General features: G+C 49.2%; 10 protein-coding genes. 5 read left to right on the forward strand and 5 right to left on the reverse strand.

Going from position 1 to position 18325, the window contains the following annotated elements; translation table 11 throughout:
• Window positions 1-568: 568 nt before the first annotated feature.
• Entirely contained in the window at window positions 569-1198 is a 630-nt protein-coding gene (locus ACW6QF_RS10350; protein ID WP_298551249.1) for a porin family protein, read from the reverse strand.
• A 127-nt stretch (window positions 1199-1325) separates the two neighbouring features.
• On the opposite strand from ACW6QF_RS10350, the gene dnaE reads away from it, so the two are divergent.
• Both dnaE and trxA read left to right on the forward strand, forming a co-directional pair.
• Entirely contained in the window at window positions 1326-5126 is a 3801-nt protein-coding gene (gene dnaE / locus ACW6QF_RS10355) for a DNA polymerase III subunit alpha (RefSeq protein ID WP_298551250.1), read from the forward strand.
• A 69-nt stretch (window positions 5127-5195) separates the two neighbouring features.
• Window positions 5196-5510 carry a thioredoxin gene (trxA, locus tag ACW6QF_RS10360; RefSeq protein WP_005637649.1) on the forward strand — a complete coding sequence of 105 codons (315 nt, stop codon included), beginning with the start codon at window positions 5196-5198 and terminating at the stop codon, window positions 5508-5510.
• Here trxA and mnmD read toward each other — a convergent pair.
• The gene (mnmD, locus tag ACW6QF_RS10365; protein ID WP_456087759.1) at window positions 5505-6185 is read right to left on the reverse strand and encodes a tRNA (5-methylaminomethyl-2-thiouridine)(34)-methyltransferase MnmD; all 681 of its coding nucleotides are present in this window, start codon (window positions 6183-6185) and stop codon (window positions 5505-5507) included. The two genes, trxA and mnmD, sit on opposite strands and share 6 nt — an antisense overlap.
• 79 nt (window positions 6186-6264) lie before the next feature.
• Here mnmD and ACW6QF_RS10370 point away from each other — a divergent pair, with 79 nt between their 5' ends.
• Complete coding sequence (locus ACW6QF_RS10370; protein ID WP_456087760.1) at window positions 6265-8655, forward strand: TonB-dependent receptor; 2391 nt, start codon at window positions 6265-6267, stop codon at window positions 8653-8655.
• 96 nt (window positions 8656-8751) lie between these two features.
• Window positions 8752-11136, forward strand: coding sequence for an ATP-binding protein (locus ACW6QF_RS10375; RefSeq protein ID WP_456087761.1), 2385 nt, complete (start codon window positions 8752-8754; stop codon window positions 11134-11136).
• Here ACW6QF_RS10375 and ACW6QF_RS10380 read toward each other — a convergent pair.
• Window positions 11102-12103, reverse strand: a complete 1002-nt coding sequence (locus ACW6QF_RS10380; RefSeq protein ID WP_456087762.1) for a sensor histidine kinase — start codon at window positions 12101-12103, stop codon at window positions 11102-11104. The two genes, ACW6QF_RS10375 and ACW6QF_RS10380, sit on opposite strands and share 35 nt — an antisense overlap.
• Window positions 12100-13464, reverse strand: coding sequence for a sigma-54-dependent transcriptional regulator (locus ACW6QF_RS10385; protein WP_298551257.1), 1365 nt, complete (start codon window positions 13462-13464; stop codon window positions 12100-12102). Before ACW6QF_RS10385 ends, ACW6QF_RS10380 begins: the two co-directional genes overlap by 4 nt.
• A 170-nt stretch (window positions 13465-13634) precedes the next feature.
• On the opposite strand from ACW6QF_RS10385, the gene ACW6QF_RS10390 reads away from it, so the two are divergent.
• Window positions 13635-14531: a hypothetical protein gene (locus tag ACW6QF_RS10390; protein ID WP_456087763.1), complete on the forward strand. Its 897-nt coding sequence runs from the start codon at window positions 13635-13637 to the stop codon at window positions 14529-14531.
• A 732-nt stretch (window positions 14532-15263) separates the two neighbouring features.
• Here the strand turns inward: ACW6QF_RS10390 and ACW6QF_RS10395 are convergent.
• Window positions 15264-18323, reverse strand: coding sequence for a DUF6383 domain-containing protein (locus ACW6QF_RS10395; protein ID WP_456087764.1), 3060 nt, complete (start codon window positions 18321-18323; stop codon window positions 15264-15266).
• Between the last annotated feature and the right edge of the window lie 2 nt (window positions 18324-18325).

The raw sequence follows: 18325 nt of genomic DNA on the forward strand, positions 1-18325 counted from the left end.
AGTCCTATTAGAACTATGTCCCCTTGTAGCTGTTTTTAACTTTACATTGCAAAAATAGACCAGATATCTAAGAGAGATAATAGGCACGACTTTCATCTTTAAGGGGTAAATGTGGCAATCATCCAAATTGAGAGAAATACCTCTCGAAACGATAGATTCACTGTAATAGAATTGAAAACAAAAACAACTATCATACGTCTTTTTATAAAATTTGTCCGCCGCTTTCAGATAAATCCAAAGATGACAGACAAACCATATTTCTTACTTATTGTACGATTTTCCAAAATACCCATTGGTCCGGATCGAAACAGTAGCGCATAAAATTTGATTTTATACCCCATATATTTCAAATTTCCCGCAAGGGTAATATTTTTTAAGAAACAAGATATTTGGCAAGAGTCTGGATATTAACAAAATATGAATATCCGCCTTTTTGGGAGGGGTTCTTGTATTTTTTTTATCACATTATGTTACCTGTGTCGCCCTTACAGGGCGACACAGCCCTAAGACTTCGCTGCTATAAACACACCGATAATCTAACAGCCTGCCGGACAAGCAAACCGACGTCTTAGCGGAACATATATCCCAACGACAACGTCACATTGTTTTGATACAGGGAAGATTCGCCCTCACGCTCTATGGCACGGCGATCCAGCGTGCCGCAAAGGGCTCCGACGGAAAAGAAATAATGACTGTAATCGACACGCAGACCGACACTGACGCCCAAGTCGAATGTCTTGAGGTCGGCTTCTTTGGTTTGGCCGAAATGGATATCCACATTCTGGTTTTCGGTCTTCATTTTCCCAAACAGGGAGAAATCGAGGGCGGGACCGGCATAAACGCCTAACTGGACATCATTAATATGAAATGTATAAGCCAGGTTTACAGGGACCTGGATAGAGTAGTAGCTGCATTTGTTGAGAGAGTTCTTCGCCCCTTCCACCTGGAAGTTCGAAATGAAAGAACCGCCCTGATTCGTAAACGCCAGTTCGGGACGCAAAGACAAGCCCTTATATAAATGTATATCGGCAAGCCCCGCCAGACTGAAGCCGAAACGGGCGCCGGCGTTGTATGTTCCTTCCACTTTTTGCACCAGAGAAGAATAAGCGCCACCCGCACGAACGCCGAAAGCGACCTGACCGGCCGCCGGCATAATCATCAACAATGCCCAAAGGGCGATAAATATAATTTTTCTCATATTGCCAATCTCTGAGTTATTATGAGCAAAGATAGAATTTTTCAGCCGGATTATAACTGCCGATAGAATAAATTTGTAAAATAACCCGTATCTTTATAGGCCGAAATAAAAAAGATTAAGAATTGATATGGAACCGTTTATACATCTGCACGTACATACCCAGTATTCACTGCTGGACGGACAAGCATCGATCGACGCTTTGATTGACAAAGCGCAAAAGGATGGTATGCCGGCGATTGCCGTCACCGACCACGGTGTGATGTTCGGGATAAAAGAGTTCTTCAACAAGGTATCCAAGAAAAACGGCAAACCGTTAGGGGCCATCAAGGAGTATGAGAAAGAGCTGAAAGAACTGAAAAGCAAAACGGAACTGACCGCTGAAGAGCAGGCACGCCTTGAAGAAATACCGGCAAAGATCGAAGAAGAGAAGAAAAAGATATTCAAACCGATCTTCGGTTGCGAGTGCTATTGCGCCCGTTTCGGACGGCACAGCAAGCTCGCTTCGCAGAACGACCGGAGCGGATGGCACTTGATCGTGCTGGCCAAGAACCTGAACGGCTACAAGAACCTGATCAAGATGGTTTCCTTGTCCTGGACGGAAGGGTTTTATGGACGTCCGCGCATCGACAAGGAGTTGCTGGAAAAATATCACGAAGACCTGATCGTATGCTCCGCCTGCATCGGCGGGGAAATCCCGCAGCATATCCTGAACGGGCGGATAGACAAGGCCGAAGAATCGGTCCTTTGGTTCAAGAACCTGTTCGGCGAAGATTACTATCTGGAAATACAGCGGCACGAGACACATGATCCGAACGCCGCACAGGATGTGTACCCCCACCAGGTAACGGCAAACAAGGTGATCTTAGAACTGGCGCGTAAACACAACATCAAGGTGATCGCGACCAACGACGTCCACTTTGTCAACGCGGAAGATGCGGAAGCGCACGACCGCCTGATCTGCCTCAGTACGGGTAAAGACCTGGACGACCCGAACCGTATGCGCTACACCAAACAGGAATGGATGAAGACGACGGCTGAGATGAATACCCTCTTTTCTGATATTCCTGAAGCCCTCAGCAACACGCTGGAGATAGCCGACAAGGTGGAATTCTACTCCATCGACCACGGTCCTATCATGCCGACCTTCGCCATCCCCGAAGAGTTCGGGACGGAAGAAGGATATCGCCGGAAATTCACCGAACAGGATTTGTTCGACGAATTCACCCGCGACGAAAACGGGAACGTTGTCCTGAGCGAAGAGGCCGCGCGAGACAAAATAAAGAAATTAGGCGGTTACGAAAAACTGTACCGTATCAAACTGGAAGCCGACTATCTGAAAAAGATCACATACGACGGGGCAAAGATCTGTTACGGGGATGACCTGACCGACGAAGTCAAGGAACGGTTGAACTTCGAGTTGCATATCATGAAGACGATGGGTTTCCCCGGTTACTTCCTGATCGTGCAAGACTTTATCCGTGCCGCCCGTGAAGAATTAGGCGTTTCGGTCGGTCCCGGACGTGGTTCGGCGGCCGGTTCGGCTGTCGCCTACTGCCTGGGGATTACCAAGATCGACCCGATCAAATATGACTTGCTGTTCGAGCGTTTCCTGAATCCGGACCGTATCTCCCTCCCCGATATCGATACCGACTTCGACGATGACGGCCGCGGGGAAGTGCTCCGCTGGGTAACGGAGAAATACGGGGCCGAGCGCGTGGCGCATATCATCACATACGGCACGATGGCGACCAAATCGGCCATCAAGGATGTCGCACGCGTGCAGAAACTCCCGCTTTCCGAATCGAACCGCCTCGCTAAACTCGTCCCGGACAAGATACCGGACATGAAGAAGTTCAAGCTGAAGGATGCGATCAATTATGTGCCGGAACTGAAAGAGGCGGCTACCGGAAACGATCCGCTGGCACGCGACACCCTGAAATATGCGCAGATGCTGGAAGGCAATGTGCGCAACACGGGTGTGCATGCCTGCGGCGTCATCATCGGCCGTTACGATATATCGGATGTCGTACCTGTCAGCACGGCCAAGGACAAGGATACCGGCGAAGAGATGCTCGTCACCCAATATGAGGGTTCGGTGATCGAAGAGACCGGTTTGATCAAGATGGACTTCTTAGGGCTGAAAACACTGTCCATCATCAAGGAAGCGATCGAAAACATCCGGCTGACGACCGGGCAGGAACTGGACATCGACCATATCAGCCTGGAAGACCCGGCGACCTACAAACTGTATTGCGACGGAAAGACGACAGGTACATTCCAGTTTGAATCCGCCGGCATGCAGAAGTATCTGAAAGAACTGCAACCGTCCAAGTTCGAGGACTTGATCGCGATGAACGCCCTCTACCGTCCGGGACCGATGGATTATATCCCTTCTTTTATCGCCCGTAAACAGGGGAAGGAGGAAATCAAGTACGATATTCCCGTCATGGAGCGGTATCTGAAAGACACGTACGGCATCACCGTCTACCAGGAACAGGTCATGCTTCTGTCGCGTCTGTTGGCAAACTTCACGCGCGGCGAGAGCGACGCCCTCCGCAAGGCGATGGGTAAGAAGCTGATCGAGAAGATGAACCACCTGAAATCCAAATTCATGGCAGGTGGAAAGGCGAACGGCTACAAGGAAGAGACATTGCAGAAGATATGGTCCGACTGGGAAAAGTTCGCCTCCTACGCCTTCAACAAGAGTCACGCTACCTGCTACTCATGGGTAGCCTACCAGACGGCATACCTGAAAGCGAACTACCCGTCCGAATATATGGCCGCCGTCCTGAGCCGAAGTTTGTCGAACATTGTGGATATCACGAAGTTCATGGACGAATGCAAGGCGATGGGCATCCAGGTGCTCGGCCCGGATGTGAACGAGTCGATCCTGAAGTTCGGTGTAGACAAGGACAAGAACATCCGTTTCGGTCTGGGCGCCGTGAAGGGGGTCGGCGAAGCCGCCGTGCAAAACATCATTGAAGAACGGAGGAAGAACGGCCCGTACAAAGATATTTTTGATTTCGTGGAACGCGTCAACCTGACTGCCTGCAACAAGAAGAACATCGAATCGCTGGCATTGGCCGGTGCTTTCGACAATTTCGGCATCCAGCGGGAACAGTTCTTTGCCGAAACCGGGAAGGGGGAAATATTCCTCGAAACACTGGTTCGCTATGGCAATAAGTTCCAGACGGACAAGAGCACGGCGACCAACTCCCTGTTCGGAGGAGATACTTTTATCGCCATCGCCAAACCGGAGATTCCCAAATGTGAACGTTGGAGCGACCTCGAACGCCTGAACAAGGAAAAAGAACTGGTCGGCATCTATCTTTCCGCCCACCCGTTGGACGAATACCGCATCATATTGACGTACGTATGCAATACCGGCATGGCGGAAATAAACGACAAGGAAAACCTGGTGGGCAAAGACTTGCTGTTCGGCGGTATCGTGACGGATTTCCGCGAAGGGATGACCAAGAAAGGGAACCCTTACGGCATTATCAAGATAGAAGATTTCACAGGTAGCGGCGAAATCGCGTTGTTCGGCAAGGATTATGTCGATTACAGCAAGTTCGGCAAGCGCGGCATGTACCTGCTGATCAAGGCGCGTGTGGAAGACCGTTACAACTCCGGTCGCCTGAGCCTGTCCATCGGGTCCATCCAGTTGCTGCAGGAAGAGAAGGACCGCCTGATCGAAAAGATCAGCATCACGGTCCCGATCCACGATTTGGACGAACCGACCGTAAACGAACTGTCGACCCTGATCAAAAACAATCCGGGGCAAAGTCTGTTATATTTCAAGGTGGTGGACGGCGAGCACAACATCATGCAGAACTTTTTCTCGCAAAACATACGGCTCAATGTCACGCGCAACCTGGTCGAATTCTTGCAAACGAACGAGAATATGGATTTTAAAATTAACGGGTAGTAATTTGTGCGGTATAAAAGAATTTGTACTTTTGCACGAAATTCGAATATATAATTCATAATTAAAGATATGGCACTACAAATTACAGATGCAAATTTTGAAGAGTTGGTAAACTCTGGTAAGCCTATGGTCCTTGACTTCTGGGCAGAATGGTGTGGTCCTTGCCGCATGGTCGGTCCGATCATCGACGAACTGGCCACCGAATATGAAGGCCGCGTTACGATCGGCAAGATGGATGTAGACAACAACAACGACGTGGTTGCGCAGTTTGGCATCCGCAATATCCCGACCGTCCTTTTCTTCAAAGACGGCAAGGTAGTGGACAAACAGGTCGGCGCTGCTCCTAAAACGACATTCGTATCTAAAATCGAAGCTCTTTTATAATTTAATAGCACGAAGCATTTCGCGCTTTCCAGGGGGGCCGGGTATTCTTTCGACAGCATATCCGGCTTCTTTCATCATACGCCTGACGGCGCCTTTCGCACAATAGGTCGTCAAAACCCCGCCTCCGGTCGTTCGGGCATACAACCGGTCGAAGATTTCCCGGTTCCACATCTCCGGTTGCTTGTCGGGAGCGAACGCATCGAAATAGACCAGGTCGATACGGTCCGGCAAAGCACACGTATTGCTGTCTCCTTGTATTTTATGCAGTTCGAAGAACTCCGTAAGCGGGACCGGCACATTCCATTCCGCCTGATGCAGGGCCAGGAAAACATCTTTCCGTCCGGCACAAATCATCTCTCCGTAATTCAGGCTCCCGATCACATCCGTATCCAACGGGTAGAGTTCAACCGAATAGTAATGTATTTTCCGTTGATGCGCCTCGGCATCCAACAAAGTCAGAAAGGCATTGAGTCCGGTGCCGAAACCTATTTCCAGAAGGGTGATTTCGGTTCGTTCCAGATGGTGCAACCCGGCTTCGATAAAGACATGGCGCGACTCCTGCACGGCGCCGTTCACGGAATGGTAGTGTTCGTCCATTTCGGGGATAAAGAGCGTATGGCTTCCATCCGCCGTCAGCTGCAATTCCCGTTTGATATGATTCGATACGTTCTGCATATATTTCTATAATATGCCTGCAAAGGTACGTCTTTAATCCCGGTTTTTATATACCTTTGCACCCTAACAAGAATTGAGAATGGCCAAGAAATTTATCTTTCTTTTACTCTTGCTGTTTACGGGTTTACAAATGATGCAGGCCCAACAAACCTATTCCATAAAAGGGATCGTAAAAGATGCCGCCAACGGCGAGCCGGTCAGTTTCGCCAATGTCGTCATCTGGAATACGATAGAAGGAACCGTCACTGATTCGACCGGCCGATTCGAGATCACCGGGGTCGCTCCCGGAAGCTATCGCCTGCAAGCCTCCTTCATCGGCTATAAGCCAACGGTTACGGCCGAATTCAGAGTTTCCAACAAGGATATGTTCTTTCCGGTCGAACTGGAAGAAAGCAGTGAAAGCCTGCAAGAAGTAAGCGTCGTCGCCTCGCCGTTCCGCAAGACGGCAGAAAGTCCGCTCGGACTGCGCGTGATCGGGTTCAAAGAGATCGAGAAAAGCGCCGGAGGGAACCGGGACATATCACGGGTCGTGCAATCTTTTCCGGGTGTGGCGTCTACGGCCGCTTTCCGCAACGACCTGATGGTCAGAGGCGGAGGACCGTCCGAGAACCGGTTCTTTCTCGATGGCGTAGAAATACCGAACATCAACCACTTTTCCACACAGGGAGCTTCCGGAGGCCCGGTCGGGATCATTAACCCGGACTTCATACGCGAAGTCGATTTCTATTCCGCCGCCTATCCTGCCGCACGCGGGAACGCCCTTAGCTCGGTCCTTGATTTCAAGCTACAGGACGGGAACAAAGAAAAATTCTCCTTGCGGGGAGTGATCGGGGCTTCAGACATCGGGTTCTCAGCCAACGGGCCGGCCGGGAAGAAGACGACTTATCAGGTATCCGTCCGCCGTTCATACCTCCAGTTCCTGTTCGACATGATCGGACTGCCTTTCCTGCCGACCTTTACAGACGCACAGTTCAAGGTGAAACATACATTCGACCGGAAAAACGAACTGACAATCCTGGGACTGGGGGCCATCGACGACATGAAACTCAACACAGGCATGGAAGACATGAGCGAAAAGAACCAGTATATCTTAGCCTACCTGCCGGTAGTCAAGCAAAAGACATACACGTTGGGAGCGGTTTACAAACATTACTCCGGCAAAAACATTTACTCGCTGATCGCCAGCCGGAGCCAATTAAACAACCGGAATATCAAATACAGGGATAATGACGAAAGCTCGGAAGAGAACCTGACGCTCGATTACCGTTCGGACGAGATCGAAAACAAGCTGCGCAGTGAGAATATATTCCGTTTCCCTTTCTTCCGGCTGAATGTCGGCGGGAACCTCGAATATGCGACCTACACCAACCGTACCTACCAGAAGCAGTTCACCACAGTTCCCAAAGTGATCAACTACCATACGGATCTCGGACTTTTGAAATGGGGGCTTTATGCCACAGCCATATACGAAAGCGAGAACGAACGTTTCACCGCTTCTTTAGGCGTACGGACGGATGCCAACGACTATTCATCGGAGATGAACAACCTCCTGGACCAGCTCTCCCCCCGCCTCTCCCTTTCTTACCGCTTATTCGGAGCAGTCTATCTGAACGGGAACATCGGCAGGTATTACGAATTGCCCCCTTATACGGTCCTCGGATTCAAAGACAACGAGGGCAACTACCTGAATAAAGACAACCGCCTGACTTATATCCGGAGCGACCAGGCGGGACTCGGACTGGAATACCGCCCTTCCTCGTATCTGAAATTCTCGGCAGAAGGGTTTTACAAGAAATACGACCAGTACCCGATGTCATGGGTCGACAGTATTCCGCTTGCCTCCAAAGGTACGGACTACGGGGTTTTAGGAAACGAGGCGGTCAGCTCGACCGCTACCGGAAGAGCATACGGACTCGAACTGACCGGACGATGGTATAATTATAAGGGGCTGACTTTTATCGCCTCCTACACCTACGTCCGGAGCGAGTTCAAGGACGGGCGCGGGAGCGGGAAATACATCCCGTCAGCTTGGGACAACCGCCATCTCTTGACCTTCAGCGGAACCTATGCGCTGCCTAAGAACTGGGATGTCGGAGCTAAACTAAGAGTCGTGGGCGGTGCGCCTTATACCCCTTACGATGTTGAAAAAAGCAGCTTGGTCGAAGCCTGGGACGCCAGCGGCAGCCTTTATTACGACTACAGCCGATTCAACAGCGAACGGTTAAAACCTTTCACGCAACTGGATATCCGGATAGACAAGACCTTCTATCTGAAAAAGTTCATGTTGGGAGCTTATATCGACTTGCAAAACATCCTGAATTCCAAATACAAAGAACAGGACGTGTATATCAAAACAGGCAAGATCCTGAACCCGGAAGCCCCCCTCGACCGGCAACGCTACGAATTGAAGCCCGTGGAACGCCGTACCGGGACCTTATTGCCCAGTATAGGACTTATGATTGAATTATAAATAGTACTGATTTATGCAAACTTATATCAATATTATTCCTATTTTTGCGAACGGGATTCAAAAGGGAATAATTTTGGAGCTATAGAATAATATTGAATGAATAAATCATCAGACTACAAAGCAAAGCACAGGTGGCTGTTTTTTCTCACTGTCATATACTTGCTCTTCACATGTCAAGTCCATGCGGATGAAAATAATCCCATCCTGATAATCAGTTCCTACAATCCCGACACACGCAATACGACACAAAACATTTCCGAGTTCATGGAAGAGTACAAGAAGCAGGGAGGCAACTCGCCTGTGGTAATCGAGAACATGAACTGCAAGAGCCTCCCCGAAGCTCCCCTCTGGAAGGAAAGGATGAGACAGTTACTGAGCAAATACCAGGGAGAAAACAGCCCCGGCCTGATTGTCATACTCGGACAGGAAGGATGGGCTTCCTACCTTTCCCAAAATGACAGCATTATCCGAGATATCCCGATACTTTGCGGTATGGTCAGCCGGAATGCCGTCTTGCTGCCGGACAGTAATATAAATGTAGCGGAATGGAATCCCGAAAGCGTAAACATAGAAGACCTGAAAAGCAAGGAGAGAAACCTGGCCGGATTTGTCTACAACTATGATATCAAAGCCAATATAGAGTTGGTTCGAAAACTGTATCCGAGTACCAGGCATTTTGCGCTGATCACCGACAACAGCTATGGAGGCATTTCTCTTCAGGCGCTGGTAAAAAAGGAAATCAGCAAAATAGACGGGATCGACTTGATCCCTCTGGACGGACGTAAGAACGACATCTATAACATTATCGAAGAGATCAAACAGTTGCCTCCGCAAACCGCCATCCTTCTGGGAACCTGGCGCGTCGACGTCAACGACGGATATTATGTCGGCAACGCGACCTACACCATGATGCTGGCCAACCCGAAAGTCCCGACATTTTCACTGACCTCTATCGGATTAGGGCATTGGGCGATCGGAGGCTGCATTCCCCAATACCGTTCCATAGGAAAAGATCTGGCCCGCCAGGCTGTCCACCTTTTGAAAGAACATCCTGACAAACTCGACGCGGAAACAATCCCGAACGCATATACATTCGACGCCAAGAAGCTGAAAGAACGAAACATCGCGGCAAAAGAACTGCCCCCGCATTCCGTATTAATCAATACGGAGGTCGGATTGTTCGTCCAGTATAAATTCGAGATCCTGCTGCTGGTGGCAATCGTGTTGTTGCTGTTCCTGATCATGGTGTTCTACTTCTACCTGCGCACCAGCAAGCTGAAAAACAAGTTACTGATCCTGATCGACAAACAGAAGGAGGACGAAATAGAGCTGAGAAAAGCAAAAGACAAGGCCGAAGAATCCGACCGTCTGAAATCGGCTTTCCTGGCCAATATGAGTCACGAGATCCGTACGCCGCTGAATGCAATCGTCGGTTTCTCCAATCTGCTGACCATAGCGGAGAACGAAGAGGAGCGGGACGAATATATCAACATCATCAGCAGCAACAACGAATTGCTCCTGCAACTCATCAACGACATTCTGGACGTTGCCAAGATCGAGGCCGGGACATTGGAATTTATCGAATCCGAAATAGACATCAATGCCCTATTGTCCGACATCGAACAGTCTTCCCGCCTGAAGGTCCTTGAAGGAGTGCAGGTTTCATTTGTCGAGAAAATGCCTCATTGCATCATCCTGTCGGACAAGAACCGGCTGGCACAGGTCGTGACGAACTTCATCAACAACGCCATCAAGTTCACGAAAGAAGGAAGCATCCGGTTCGGTTACCGGCACATCGGCGAAAACCTGTTATTCTACGTCAGTGATACCGGATGCGGCATCGAACCGGAGAAGAAAGACCTCGTGTTCAACCGTTTCGTAAAGCTGAACAGTTTCGCGCAAGGGACAGGCCTGGGACTCGCCATTTGCCAGATGATCGTCAAGAAACTGGGCGGCGAGATCGGTGTGGAATCCGAATTGGGGGAAGGCTCGACTTTCTGGTTCACTTTGCCGGATTCCGTCATCCATGACATAAAAGCCCAGCCGATAAAGAAGGCGGTGGACGAAGAGACGGTAGCCGACGACACGAATCGGAAAAAAGCGACGTTGCTGATCGCGGAAGACAACGAAAGCAACTACATACTGATCCGCGCAGTCCTGAAAGACTATACCCTATTGCATGCCCGCGACGGGAACGAAGCCGTCCGGCTCTATCGCGAGCGCCACCCGGACCTTATCCTGATGGACCTCAAGATGCCGGACATGGACGGATATGAAGCGACTGCCGAGATCAGAAAAGAAGATTCCGACATCCCCATCATTGCCGTAACGGCTTTTGCTTTTGCAGAGGATGAACAGCGGGTCAAACAAAGCGGCTTCAACGGATATGCGGCCAAGCCGATCAAGCCGGCGGAGTTGAAAAAGATCATCGCCCGATATCTTTCTCCTACAACACACGCGTCTGTGGAAATTGCAAAGTGAAAGTAGTCCCCTTCTCTTCTTCCGAAATAACGGAAATACTGCCTCCATGCCGGTTCATGATCTGCCGGCAAACGCTCAGGCCGATTCCCGAACCGCCCTGTTTGGTGGTAAAAAACGGTACAAACACCTTATCCATCGCCTCCGGCACAATGCCGCATCCGTTGTCGGATACCGTAATGACCGGGACTCCCTCACGCCTGAATGCATTCACCCGGACTTCGGGACAAGGACGTTCCCGGCATGCCTCGGCTGCGTTTTTCAACAGGTTTATCAACACCTGTTCAATCATGGCCCGATCCGCATAAATATTCAAGTCTGACGGGCGGACAGAGAAAGAGAACGAAACCGCCCCGGCCGGATACAGTCCCCTCAGATCGTCAAAAAGGAAGGAGACCGGAAACAACTGCTGTGTCGGAGCCGGAATACGAGTCAGCTTCCGGTAATTCTCGACAAAATCCAATAGCCCTTTGCTCCGGCGGTGTATCGTCTGCATGGCTTGCAACATAATGCCGTAATCTCGTTCGTTCAGGCCGTTGGAGGTCGCCCGTTCCGTCACCGTCTCCGACAGGGAAATGATAGGAGCGATAGAATTCATGATCTCATGCGTCAGGACACGGATCAGCTTCTGCCAGGCTTCTGTCTCCGCCTCCGCCACCACCACATTGTACAGGCGGGTCCGAAAAGCGGAAAGCGCTTCATTCATGGCGCGTGTCAGGTTGGCTTCCGGTCCGTCCGTCGAAGGGACAGGGAAAGACAGGTTCATATCCCCGTAGTGGATGTTGGCTATCAGATGCTCCATCCTCTGAAGCATTTTCCGCTGATCCTGATAAAGGGATAAAGCGGTTCCCAGCAAGATGACAATACACATGACAGTCGTAAAATACAACCCCTTCAAGAGCAGAAAGGCTATTGAAAGGGACAGCCCGACCAGCAGCCCGATCTTCAGGAAAAGGACATATCGTTTCATAAGCCCAACTTATCCAGTTTACGGTACAAGGCAAAACGGGTGATTCCGAGCAGTTCGGCGGCACGAGTGATATTCCCGTCCGCCCGGCGAAGGGCACGTTCGATCGCTTCCTTTTCGAGAACGCCCAGGTTCAGTTCGTCCGGCTCTCCTTTCTTTTGGGCAGGCGCCGGATGCAGCATAAAGTTTTCGGGTTTCAACATGGGGCCATCCGAAAGAATCACGGCGCGCTCGATCGCATGTTGCAGCTCGCGGACATTGCCCGGCCATGCATAGCCTTGCAACTTCGTTTTCGCATCCCGGGTAAGGCCCCCTATCTTTTTCTTATACTTGCGGGCATAACGGTTCAGAAAATGGTCGGCCAAGAGCAAGATGTCATTTCCCCGTTCGCGGAGTGGAGGGATATGCAACTCGATCGTATTGATGCGGTACAACAAATCCTGCCGGAAAGTTCCCTCCTGAACCATCGCATGGATATTCATATTGGTGGCAGAGACCAGCCGGACATCGATCGGCACGGAACGGGTAGCCCCCAAACGGAGAATCTGCCTTTTCTCGATAGCGGTCAATAGCTTCGCCTGCATCGGCAAGCTCAGATTACCGATTTCGTCCAGGAACAGGGTTCCTCCCGAAGCCACTTCCATACGTCCCGGCTTATCGCGCCGGGCATCCGTGAAAGCTCCTTTTTCATATCCGAAGAGTTCGCTTTCAAACAGTTGCTCCGGGATACTTCCTAAATCGATACTGACAAAAACCTGGTTGCTGCGGGGCGAATGATGATAGAGGGCACGTGCGATCAGATCCTTTCCGGTCCCGTTTTCACCTAAAATCAGGATATTGGCATCCGTATCTTTCAGCTTGGCAATCGTGGCAAAGAGTTCCTGCATGGCATCGCTCTCGCCGATAATCTCAAAGCCGGTGTCTTCAGGGTTTCCCAAAACCTCGACCCGTTGTTTCAACGTATTGACTTCCGTACGGCTTTCACGCAGTTTCAAGGCGGCCGAAAGGGTAGCGAGCAGTTTTTCCTTTTCCCAGGGTTTCGGAATGAAATCGGTCGCCCCCGCTTTTATGGCACGCACGGCCTTTTCCGTATCGGCATAGGCCGTAATAAAAAGGACCACGGCATCGGGATCGGCGGCCTTTATCTTTTCGAGCCAGAAGAACCCTTCCTGCCCGCTGATCGCATCCCGCCGGAAATTCATATCCAGCAAGATGACGTCCGGCACGAATGCCGACATGAAATGCTCGATCCGTTCCGGTTGTGTCGTCACCTTTATCTGTTCCACATAAGGCTCGAGCAACAGATTCAACGCGAAGAGGACATCTTCGTTATCATCTATAATCAATATTTTCCCGTTCTTCATATTCCTGATTATATTCTATCTCCTGTAAGAAATCATCCTTGACGCGGCAAAGATATGTATTATATAGATGGAATGTATGTGCGATACTGCACATAATTTGTGCGGAATAACACGTTTTTTTCATACATTTACAGGCAAATACAACATCAACCATTTAAAACAGTATTACGATGAAAACATCCCGGCTATTTATTTCAGCCCTTGTCGCCATGGCAGCCCTTACGGCTTGCCAGCCTGCGGTCAAGACCAACAATGCTTGCAACGACACATGTACCTGCCCGGCGGCAACCGAAGCGGCTCCGGTCGCCTTGTTGACCGATACCCCGGCAATCACCGCTCCTCCTGCCGAACTCCAGCTCGATCCCTTCTATAAGAAATATATGAATGTGAACGGCATTCATGTCGTCAGTTCCTGGCGTGTACCCGACTCCTGCTTCTACGCCGCTTATATCAGTATCAAGGCCCTGACGGACGTCCTTCCACGCGAGGTCATGAAATCGCTGACCGACCGGCATACCCGCATCGGCATCATGGCACGCTACGAAGGGACGACGGATATTCCCGAACATGCTTTCCTGGCAAAAGACACGACGCTCAACTGGGATGTGCGTGCCCGTGGCTTGGGCGGTGATGCCGAACATCCTTTCTCGACTTGTGCCGAGGAGAATATCCTTGCCTACCAGATCGACAAATATCATGCGGAGGATATCCTGATCCACGAGTTCGCCCACACCATACATGGAGCCGGCATCCTCCCGATTCATCCTGAGTTCAACGACGAATTGCAGGCTTCTTTGGATGCAGCCGTAGCGAAAGGACGCTGGAGAAACGTCTATGCCGCCACGAATGTCTGGGAATATTGGGCGGAAGGTGTCCAGAACTGGTTTAACGTGAACGCCGAGGTCAATACGGATGATGGCGACGGCAAACATAATAAGATTAACACCCGCGAGGAACTGAAAGCCTACGATCCGGGGCTATACGCCATTCTTGCCCGGTACTTCCCGGAAGTAAAGGAGCAGGTCAGCCGGCATAAAAAGATCGATTCATACCATTGGGCAGAATAAGAATCTTATCTGTTACTTTTGGCTTGATCCAAAAGTAACCAAAAGATCAAGATTATTCTGTTACTTTTCTCTTGAAAGAAAAGTAACCAAAAGTTCAAGGCTTAACCGTCCGGTCTACTTCGGTCAAAGACTCCGCTGTCGCCTGCGAAACTCGCTTCGCTCAGACAGCGCAGGCTCTGGTCGCTTCGTCTTCGCCCTCCGCTTGACGCCCGTCCGCTTAGGCCTTTCTTAGAAAGCTCCGCTTTCTCTTGGGATGGCCGATGCCGACACCTATATGGCAGGCGGTATCGGCCATCCCCAAAGAGCCGTCAGGCTCTATCTCCGGCCTAAGCTGGTGAGCGTTAAGCGCAGAGACCGCAGTGAGCGCCCGGAGCGTCTGCTGTTTGAGCGAAGCGAGTTTCAGACGCGACAGCGAACGTAGGGAACGGAGTAGCGAGGCAGGTTCGGCCTTGATCTTTTGGTTACTTTTGGATCAAGCCAAAAGTAACGGGTAATCAGTATTTAAAGATTCAAATCTTAAAACAACGAAGCCCCGAAGATGTCGATCACCTCCGGGGCTTGTTTTCTGTATGCTTTCGTCCTTCACAGGGCTACCGGCTACATTGAACTTTTCAATTCAATATACTTTAGTATTATTAATATTAAATCCGGCCGCTTGTTCGCCTGTCGCAGGGTAATTACCGTTTTCACGGCACGCGGCCAAACATTTTAGAATTATTTGATTATAAATCCTTATTTAACGATAGCCTTAACAGCTTCTTCACCTTCGACAGCTACAACTACCACACCTGCCGGAGCAGCGATTACAGCGTTGTCGGAAGTAAGAACCGTGTTGGCTACTGTCTGGCCTAAGATGTTGCTGATGACCACCTTCTTGCCGGCAGCGTTAGCGATGGTTACCTGGCCTTCGCCTGCGATAACGGCGATTTCAGATATTTCTACGCCTTCGTTTGCGGTAGGAGCTTCTACAGAAGTCAATTTGATCAACTGGCTGCCTGTTTTAGCAGAAGTCAAGCAAAGAACATCGTTGTAAGTAGCCAGATAACCGGCTGCATTTTCTACGATATATTCACCGTCAGTATTTGTGTACTGGATTTTGAACTGGAACTGGTCGATACCAGGTTGTTTGCCCTTGTAACCTACGCTATCTTCCTTAGTAAATTCTTCATTCTGATAGTTTACCAACAGAGAATCGCTTGTAGCAAAACGTTTTGCAGGAACAAATGCCAGACGGATCAGACCGTTTGCAGCTTTGTAGCCTTCTACATCAATAGAGTCAGACATCACACGCAAGAAGTTTCCTTCCAATACTGAAGTTCCTTCTTCTGCTTTAGCACCAGACAAGATGAAGTAAGAAGGTTCAATTGCATGAATTTTAGCAGTATCGATAAACAGAGCGAAATCAGCTTTTTCGTAAGCAGCTTTCAATTCGCCTTCTTTGCGGAACATACCGAAACCTTCTGCATCAGCAGCCAACATATCGCCACGCAGGTTTTCGATGTTGTAGTGGCCCTTAGCATTCAATACATATTCAGGAGCCGGTTCAACCAGGATATCGAATGCATTGTTAGCAACAGCAGAACCAACTTTAACAGGTCTTACGGCACCGGACTTGATGTCGATGATCAATTCTTTGGAATCAGCCAAAGCAGCAACAGAGTCGATAAGAGAATAAGTATTTGCACCTACGTTTCTGAACAGGAACTTAACAGGTTCAGCTGTTTCAGACAACTTATAGCCAGTCTTGGCATCGTTGTAAGCAATGAACTTCTTACCTTCTCTATCAGAGATGTAATAAGCGCTTCTTACTAACGTATCAGCACCAAAGCCTTTTTCAATTGCAGGAACAGGTGACAGTTTGAAATATACGCTTTCATCAGATGCTTTCAATACAGAGTCAGCCGTATTGACATAAGTCGTGATGTCGTTATAATCTGTGAAGCTGATAGAGTAAGCATTGTTACGATAATCTTCTTCTTCCAGGTTCAGGTAACCCAGATATTTGTCGTTTGCCTGAGCAGGAACTGCAATAAACTTAACTGTATCAGTTGCATTCAATGCAACGGTATTATTATCTGCCGTATACAGAATAGCACCAGTTGCAAGACCTGCCGTAAGCCCTTCTCCTGTTTCACGGTTCTGGATCGTATAAGTGCCGGTTGCCACCTCTTTTACTGTCCACTGTGTAGCCGGCAGATAGTAAGCAGAGTCGGCATACTGTGCATCTCCATAGAAGCTATTTCCGTAGAACTTGCCGTTAGCCACGTTGGCAGCCTTGTTGGCACGCTGGATATAATAGCTTGCGCCATCTTCGAAAGAAGCAACGCCACCGCCCGGAGTGATATCGCCAAATGTGTATTTAGCAGTTTTAGAAACTTCTGCAACAGGAACTACTGTAAGTTCTTTTGCTGTAGAGAATTGTTTGATAGCTAAAACTTTACCTGTAGCAGCATTTGTAGCAATCGTTACAGTTGCAGAATCAGACCAGCTTGCAGGATCAGCTGCTTTAGCCAATGTAAACTTCGGATAGATGGAAACAGAGTCAGCTGCATAATCGTAAGCAATACCAAAAGCATAAGACTGCATAACGGCTTTAGGAGCGGCAACAATGTCATTACCGTCTTTCGTCAGGGTATCCAATTTCAGTTTGAAATAGTTACCACCGGCAAACTGAGCAGTATCTACACGCAGATACAAAGCACGACCTTGGGCGTCTTTTGCTTTGGCACGAAGGACATCAATGGTTGTAGCAGTTGAAGATGTACCAGCAACAGTGCTACTATTTGCAGTTTCATACGCTTTTACCGTTAACTGAACATATTCAAACTCATTCGTAGCCAACACGTTTGTCCCCGTTGATTCCAAACCAGTAAATTTGAAGCTGGTGAACTTCTTCGGGTTGATAAGACCGGCGAATTTGTCTTTATCTACTGCAATGTCAAAGCCCGGAACCATCGGCTGAATTTTCAAAGCATCATTAGAAGACATTGTTGAATAAGCATCATCGAACACGAACTTTGTCCCAGCATTGAAGGTTAATTTTTTACCTGCATTCACAACTGTTACAACTGATTGATTAGCATCATCCGCAGCAACATACCCCGTAAATGCTTTATCTGCCGCAATTGTAGCTGTATTGTCCCAAGCACCTACAACTTTGTCATTCTTGTCAAACTTCACCAGCTGCAATGATCTTGAAACATTCTTTCCGGACAAAACCTCATAACCATGCAAAACCGCATTGTTTGTCGGTTTATATTCTGACTTTTCCAACAAAGTAATAACTTCACGGAACTCATAATATTCACCTTTCGCCAAATCCAGACCTTGCAAAGAGGTCAGTTCAGTAGCAGCCACAGCATTAGCAGGATTAGCATCAGCAGGAACTCCATTAATCCACTTAAACGCATTCACAGAACCATCAGCCAACAGTGTGCCCGTATGCTTATTTTCAAAAGTCCAGTGGCTTAATTCTCCGGTAGCCGGATTCTTCACTTCAACCACTTTCCACAAAGCACGGTCTGTAGCTTCGGCTGTTGTCAATGCGGCGTCATCTACAACAGCCAAAGAGTCTGTCGTTACTTGACCTTTCAGATAAGCCAAAAATTCAACACCACCTGTAACACCACCTTCGGTAGCTTTCAAATAATAATACTCACCCGGCACAAACGTCGCGGGAGTACTTCCATTAGGTCCGGCAGCGGCACTTCCAACAGTCACCAACTGAGCACTAACAGACAAACTACCGGCCACCAGAGCGGCAGCCAAAAGAGTAGAAAATCTCTTGTTCATAA

The organism is Parabacteroides sp., from assembly GCF_977054455.1.

Excerpts from the sequence above, each read along its gene's own strand:
- trxA (WP_005637649.1), top strand. The coding sequence starts at position 5,196 with ATGGCACTACAAATTACAGATGCAAATTTTGAAGAGTTGGTAAACTCT.
- ACW6QF_RS10375 (WP_456087761.1), top strand. The coding sequence starts at position 8,752 with ATGAATAAATCATCAGACTACAAAGCAAAGCACAGGTGGCTGTTTTTT.
- ACW6QF_RS10390 (WP_456087763.1), top strand. The coding sequence starts at position 13,635 with ATGAAAACATCCCGGCTATTTATTTCAGCCCTTGTCGCCATGGCAGCC.
- mnmD (WP_456087759.1), bottom strand. The coding sequence starts at position 6,185 with ATGCAGAACGTATCGAATCATATCAAACGGGAATTGCAGCTGACGGCG.
- ACW6QF_RS10380 (WP_456087762.1), bottom strand. The coding sequence starts at position 12,103 with ATGAAACGATATGTCCTTTTCCTGAAGATCGGGCTGCTGGTCGGGCTG.
- dnaE (WP_298551250.1), top strand. The coding sequence starts at position 1,326 with ATGGAACCGTTTATACATCTGCACGTACATACCCAGTATTCACTGCTG.
- ACW6QF_RS10350 (WP_298551249.1), bottom strand. The coding sequence starts at position 1,198 with ATGAGAAAAATTATATTTATCGCCCTTTGGGCATTGTTGATGATTATG.
- ACW6QF_RS10385 (WP_298551257.1), bottom strand. The coding sequence starts at position 13,464 with ATGAAGAACGGGAAAATATTGATTATAGATGATAACGAAGATGTCCTC.
- ACW6QF_RS10370 (WP_456087760.1), top strand. The coding sequence starts at position 6,265 with ATGGCCAAGAAATTTATCTTTCTTTTACTCTTGCTGTTTACGGGTTTA.
- ACW6QF_RS10395 (WP_456087764.1), bottom strand. The coding sequence starts at position 18,323 with ATGAACAAGAGATTTTCTACTCTTTTGGCTGCCGCTCTGGTGGCCGGT.